Raw genomic sequence first — 6,490 nt, forward strand, 5'->3', positions numbered from 1 at the left:
CGGTCACCGGTCGCCTGCACGTACTTGCTCAGGGCGTAGGCGATGTCGGCGTTGAGGTGGTACTGCGCTGTGCCGGCCTGGAAGTACGCGGAGGCCTCCTCGCCGTTGATCGTTCGCCATGGGTAGAGCGCCCCGAACTGCGACAGCTCGGCGGCGCGACGGCGGGCGTCGTCGAGCATCCCGTGGCGGAAGCGCAGCGCGTTGCGCGCCGCCTGCGGGTGGGTGTAGGTGAGGAACGGCACGACGTAGCACTCGGTGTCCCAGAAGTAGTGGCCCCCGTAACCGGTGCCCGTCAGGCCCTTGGCGGGTATGCCCTGGTTGCCGGCCCGGATGGTGGCCTGCCCGAGCTGGAAGAGGTTCCACCGGATCCCCTGCTGCACCGCCGGCTGGCCCTCGACCTCGACGTCGGACTCGGCCCAGAACCGCTCCCAGTGCTCGGCGTGCTCCCGGTGCAGCCGCGGTACACCGGCCGACACCGCGCGGTCCAGGGTGCGGCCGCAGCGGTCGGCCAGCTCACGCGGCGGCACGCCGCTCGAGGTGTGCACGGCGACGAGCTTCTCCACCCGCACCGGCCGGCCGCGCTCGGCGGCGATCTCGTAGACCTGTTTGGCCAGGTCCTCCTCGACGCTGCGCCGCTGGGTAAACGGATTGTCGGTCTCGATCGCGTGGTGGACGAGGGTGGAGATCGTCATCTTGGAGTTGGTGCATCGGTACCCCAGCAGCAGCCGGTCGTCGACGATCTCGTGCCGGCGGGGCTGCAGCACACGGTGCTCGAATGACTCGGCCTGCCGCGGGTCGAGCCCCTCGCCCATTGCCGCCGAGCTCACCCGGTACTCGTCCGAGCCGTCCTGCCGGTTGAGGATCGAGCTGGAGATCACCAGCGAGGCGTCCCCGTCGAGCATCTCGACCTCGAAGGTCATGACCGCGAGATGCCGCTCGACGAGGCTGGTCATCCGGGTGCTGGTGATCCGCACGCGCTTGCCCGAGCTGGTGCGCCAGATCAGGTGCCTCGTCAGCAGCCCCGCGCGCATGTCCAGGGCGCGCTCGTAGGACTCGAGGTCGGCTCCCGACAGCAGCAGCGGCTCGTCGTCGACATAGAGCTTGATCGTCTTGGGGTCCGGGACGTTGACGATCGTCTGGCCCACCCGGGCCAGGCCGTAGGCCTCCTCGGCGTGCTGGATCGGCCAGGTCTCGTGGAAGCCGTTGACGAAGGTGCCATGCGTGTGCGTGTCGCGCCCCTCCTCGACGTTGCCGCGCAGGCCCAGATAGCCGTTCGAGACAGAGAACAGCGTCTCCGTGACCCCGAGGTCGTGCTTCTCGTAGGCGCACTCGACCAGCCGCCACGGCTCGATGGGGAAGCGGCTGCGGTCGAGGGGGTCGACAGGTTGTGGCGGGTGATGCCACGAGTCGGACTGCATGGGGTCCTCCGGGGTCAAGGGTGTGGCTAGGAGAGGGGACCAGCGGTGGGGAGCAGCTCGGCGAGGTCGGTGACGACCACGTCGGCACCTGCCTGGCGCAGGGTGTCCGCGCCGACGCCACGGTCGACGCCGACGACGATCCCGAAGTCGCCGCGGGCACCGGCAGTGACGCCGGAGACGGCATCCTCGACCACGGCGCACCGGGCCGGCTCGACGCCGAGCAGGTCCGCGGCATACCGGAAGGTGTCCGGCTCCGGCTTGCCGGCCAGCCCCTGCTCGGTCGCGACGGAGCCGTCGACGAGAACCTCGAACCGCTCGGCCAGACCGGCCGTGCGGAGGACGTGCGGGCCGTTGCGGGAGGAGGTGACGACAGCGGCCGGAGTGCCTCGGCGCTCGAGGTCGTCGAGCAGCGCCACGGACCCGGGGTAGGGCTCGATCCCCTCGGCGTCGAGGATCTCGTTGAACAGCACGTTCTTCCGATTACCCAAGCCGCAGATGGTCACCTCGTCCGGCGAGTCCTCGGGCGTCCCGTGCGGCAGGTCGATACCCCTGGAGCGCAGGAACGCCGTGACGCCCTCGTAGCGCGGCCGTCCGTCGACATGGTGGAAGTAGTCCTCGTCGGTGTAGGGCGAGCGGTCTGCCTCGACGTCCTCCGGCAGCCGCTCGAGGACGCCGGTGAACAGCTGTTCCCAGGCGCGCCGGTGCACCTCGGCCGTCGGCGTCAGTACGCCGTCGAGGTCGAAGAGCACGGCGCCGGCGTTCTGCCATTCCATCTGCCCAACGGTAGGGCAGGATGCAGGTGGCAGCGCACCTGGGGCGGTCCGGATGCTGCGTCACTCGCGGTCGTCGACGAGTGGCTCCTTCGGGAGGCGTCGGACCTTGTGGCGCCGACGCCGTCGCTCGGGAATCATCGAGCGCATCTCCTCGAGCTTGCCGAAGCACAGCAGCCGGTCCTCGGCCTGCAGCTCGGTGCGGCGACGCGGGTTCGGGATGACGGAGGTGCCGCGGTGGAGGGTGAGGACGGTGATGTCGCGGTCGTCGAGGCCTGACTCCGCGATCGTCTTGCCGACGAGATCGGCGCCTGCGTGCACGACGAGCTCGGCGACGCCGTAGCCGGTCGACACGGTGAGGCGCTGGCGGACGTCGATTTCCGGGAAGCCGACCTGGTGGGAGACGTAGTCGATGATGGCTCCCGCGACGTCGAGCTTGGTCGCCGTCTCGATGCCCTCGAGGCCGGGGGAGGAGTTGACCTCCATGACGAGTGGTCCGTTGACGCTCTCGAGCATGTCGACGCCGGCGACCCGCAGTCCCATGATCTGCGCCGAGCGCACCGCCGCCTCCTCGTACTCCGGGGGCAGCGACACGGCCTCCACCGCGCCGCCGCGATGGACGTTCGAGCGGAACTCGTCGCCATGGGCGACTCGGCGCATCGCAGCCACGACCCGGTCACCGACGACGAGAGCCCGGATGTCCCGGCCGCGGCTCTCCTTGACGAAGCTCTGGATGAGCACGTTCTGCTTCGTGCTGTGCAGCGTCTCGATGATGGCCTCAGCGACGTTGACCTCGGGGGCCAGGATGACGCCGATGCCCTGGGTGCCCTCGAGCAGCTTGATGACGACGGGGGCACCGCCGACCCGCTGGATCGCGGGTCGCACGTCGGCGCGGTTGCGCACGAACGTGGTCGCTGGCATCCCGATGTTGTGCCGCGAGAGGATCTGCGTGGCGCGCAGCTTGTCGCGGGAGTTGGCGATGCCGTTGGCGGTGTTGGGCGTGTAGACGTCCATCTGCTCGAACTGGCGCACGACCGCGGTGCCGAAGTAGGTGATCGAGTTGCCGATGCGGGGCAGCACGGCGTCGTAGTCCGAGATCGGCCGACCGCGGAACTGGAGATCGGGGTCGGGACCGGAGAGGTCGATCGCGAAGCGCAGGGTGTTGAGGACCTTCACCTCGTGTCCGCGGTCGAGGGCAGCGGTCCGCAGCCGCTGTGTCGAGTACGACCGGGGGGCGCGCGAGAGGATCGCGATTTTCATGGTGTCTACCTGCGAGGTCGATCGACGTGATGGAGCCGAACCATCTAAGCACTCGCCGGGTGTGCCGTGAGCCGCGCTGGTCGGCGGATGCGAGAAGCCCCGGTGCTCTGATGAGCACCAGGGCTTCTCTCCGGCCGATGACCTGATCGAGTGAACAGCTTTCGGGGTCGAGGGCCGGCCCGTGGGAGGGTTCGGGCGACCCCGTCACTTCACCTCGGACCGCATGGCCAGGCGGAGTCCCAGGAGCGCCGGAAGGATGATCCACACCCCCGCGGTGACCGCGACGTTCGCCCACTGCTCGCCGGTCACCTGACCGTTGAAGAGGAAGGACTCGGCAAGGTTGAGGTCGATCCACGGCCGCACGTCGGGGAACCAGTCCACGCTGGTCGTGAGGACCCCGAACAGGCTGGGCAGCACGAACGCGTACATGAAGTAGACGACGAGCGCTCCCACCGAGCTGCGGATGAGCATGCCCAGCATGGTGCCGGTGAGCAGGCAGAGCAGGCTGCCGAGCACGATGGTCGCCCCCTCCGTGAGCGAGACGTCCCAGACGAGGTCAGCGCCGGTGATGGCCATGCCGACGAGGTTGCCGACCGCGCCGATGGCGAAGGCGAAGAGCATCGCCGCGATGCCCACGCCGAGGGAGGTGAGGCCCTTGGCGACGATGACCCGGTTGCGGCGCGGGACCAGGGTGAACGTCGTCAGGCCGCTCCGCTGGCTCCACTCGCCGGTGATCGACAGGGTTGCGATCATCGGCAGGATGATCGCCATCGGGAAGCCGACGGCCTTGGCGAACGTGTAGTACGTCAGCTCCGATTCGGGTGCCAGCAGGATGATCCCGACGGTCGTCCCGACGCCGACGATGACGATGCTCGCCATGAGCCAGAAGCCGGACCTGGTGTTGAACATCTTGCGGAGCTCGACCGCGATGACGCGGGTGAGCGGGATCCGCTTGGGAGCGCCGCGATCTGCACGGGCGGTGGTGCTGCTGTCGACGGTGTCGACGGTCATGGCGGTCATGCCGCTTTCCTTTCTCGTTGGGTGTCAGCGGTGAGCTGGAGGAACATGTCCTCGAGCCCGCCATCGGCTGAGCGCAGTTCGGTGAGTGCGAGGCCGGAGGCGTGTGCAGCCCAGCCCACGCGAGCGGCGTCCGCGTCGGCGCGCAGGGCGCCGTCATCGGTCACGGTCGTCAGGACGCCGTGCTGGTCGAGGGCTCGCTGGAGCCGGAAGATGTCGGCCGCACGGACGACCGTGCCCGCCGCGCCCAGGAGCTCGGACTTGGAGCCCTGGGCGACGATCCGGCCCTTGCCGATCATGACGATGTCGTCCGCGATGACCTCGACCTCGTGGAGCAGGTGCGAGGAGAGCAGGACCGTGCCGCCCTGGTCGGCATAGCCGCGCAACAGGTCGCGCATCCAGCGAATGCCGGCCGGGTCGAGCCCGTTCGCCGGCTCGTCGAGGATGAGCACGGCGGGCTCACCGATGAGGGCCGTGGCCACGCCGAGGCGCTGGCGCATGCCGAGCGAGTAGTTGCCGACCCGCTGGCCGGCCTCGGACTCGGTGAGCCCGACCGCCTCGATGGACTCGTCCACGCGGCGGGCCGGCAGGCCCATGAACCGCTGGGCGAGCGTGAGGATCTCGCGACCGGTGCGGCCGGCGTGCTGGGCCGAGGCGTCGAGCATGACGCCCACCTCGAGTCCCGGGTTGGGGAGGTCGGCGAACCGACGACCGAGGATCGTGGCGCTGCCCGCCGTTGGTGTCGTCAGGCCCACCATCATCCGCATCGAGGTCGACTTGCCGGCCCCGTTCGGTCCGAGGAAGCCGGTCACCCGGCCGCTGCTGGCCACGAAGCTGACGTCGTCGACGACGGTCAGCTTGCCGTACGTCTTCGTCAGGGAGTCGATGGTGATCATGTGGAGGTGCCTTTCGCACTGGGTGATTGGATGCTTCAACGCTAGGAACCGGGCACCCCTCAGCGCGTCGTCGGGACGTCGCGAGCAGGTCCGACGAGCCGACGATCTTTCGCGTCCGACCTTTGGAGGACCCCGTGCGTCAGGCCAGGTCGGACGCGTCGAAGAGCCCCGACTGGTAGGCGAGAACGATCGCCTGGGCGCGGTCGCGCACGTCGAGCTTCTGCAGCAGTCGGGTCACATGGGTCTTGACCGTGGTCTCGCTGATGAACAGCTCGCGCCCGATCTCGGCGTTGGACAGGCCGCGCGTGATGAGCCGGTAGACGTCGAGCTCCCGCGTCGTCAGGCTCTCGAACACGCGAGGAGGCGCATGTCGGTTCAGCCTGGTGAAGTGTTGGATGACGCGCTTCGTCACCGCGGGAGAGAGCAGTGCGTCACCGGCCGCGATGGTGTGGACCGCAGCGATGAGCTGCTCGGGTGGGTCGTCCTTGAGGACGAAGCCGCTCGCGCCCGCCCTGAGCGCCTCGTAGACGTAGTCATCCAGGTCGAACGTCGTGAGGATGAGGACGCGGGCCGCAGGGTCGGCGGCCAGGATTCGTCGCGTCGCCTCGAGGCCGTCGAGCTCGGGCATGCGGATGTCCATGAGGATGACGTTCGGGTGGAAGCGCGCGGCCTGGGCGATCGCCTCGAGGCCGTTGCTCGCGTCGGCGACGACCTCGATGTCCGGCTCGTCGGCGAGCAGCAGCCGGAAGCCTGCTCGCACCATCGACTGGTCGTCCACCACGAGGACCCGGATCGTCATGGGCCCGCTCCATCGAGGGGGAAGCGGGCGCGAAGGACGTAACCACCGGCCCGGGACGCTCCCGCCGACATCTGCCCACCGTAGATCTTGACGCGTTCCCGGATCCCGACGAGGCCGTGGCCGAGCCCCCTCTCCGAGTCGTCGTGGCCGTCGCCGGCCGCGCCGCCCGCGACGCCCGCGACGCCGCCGCCATCGTCGCGGACCTCGAGCTCCAGCTCTCGCGGGCCGTAGCGGACCTGCACCTCCGCCTGGCTGGCGCCCGAGTGCTTGAGGCTGTTGGTCAATCCCTCCTGGACGATGCGGTAGGCCGACAGATCGAGCCCGGGCGGC

The 6,490-nt window shown here is 69.3% G+C and carries 6 protein-coding genes and 1 pseudogene; all 7 read right to left on the bottom strand.

Features of this window, described 5'->3' with window-relative positions:
• A pseudogene (locus tag VIR15_RS02505) lies at positions 1-1,418 on the bottom strand (glycoside hydrolase family 65 protein); the annotation flags it as partial.
• Between the two features lie 26 nt (positions 1,419-1,444).
• Positions 1,445-2,191, bottom strand: a complete 747-nt coding sequence (locus tag VIR15_RS02510; RefSeq protein WP_331925892.1) for an HAD family hydrolase — start codon at positions 2,189-2,191, stop codon at positions 1,445-1,447.
• Positions 2,192-2,251: 60 nt separating this feature from the next.
• Positions 2,252-3,448, bottom strand: a complete 1,197-nt coding sequence (locus VIR15_RS02515; protein WP_331925893.1) for a RimK family alpha-L-glutamate ligase — start codon at positions 3,446-3,448, stop codon at positions 2,252-2,254.
• A gap of 204 nt (positions 3,449-3,652) precedes the next feature.
• On the bottom strand, positions 3,653-4,468 hold the full coding sequence (locus tag VIR15_RS02520; RefSeq protein ID WP_331925894.1) for an ABC-2 transporter permease: 816 nt from the start codon (positions 4,466-4,468) through the stop codon (positions 3,653-3,655).
• Entirely contained in the window at positions 4,465-5,361 is an 897-nt protein-coding gene (locus tag VIR15_RS02525) for an ABC transporter ATP-binding protein (RefSeq protein WP_331925895.1), read from the bottom strand. Before VIR15_RS02525 ends, VIR15_RS02520 begins: the two co-directional genes overlap by 4 nt.
• Before the next feature lie 139 nt (positions 5,362-5,500).
• The gene (locus VIR15_RS02530; protein ID WP_331925896.1) at positions 5,501-6,160 is read right to left on the bottom strand and encodes a response regulator; all 660 of its coding nucleotides are present in this window, start codon (positions 6,158-6,160) and stop codon (positions 5,501-5,503) included.
• A partial coding sequence (locus VIR15_RS02535) for a sensor histidine kinase (protein ID WP_331925897.1) occupies positions 6,157-6,490 on the bottom strand: 334 nt, incomplete at its 5' end. The genes VIR15_RS02530 and VIR15_RS02535, both read right to left, overlap by 4 nt.

Source organism: Intrasporangium sp. (assembly GCF_036566125.1).
Classification (GTDB): domain Bacteria; phylum Actinomycetota; class Actinomycetes; order Actinomycetales; family Dermatophilaceae; genus Intrasporangium.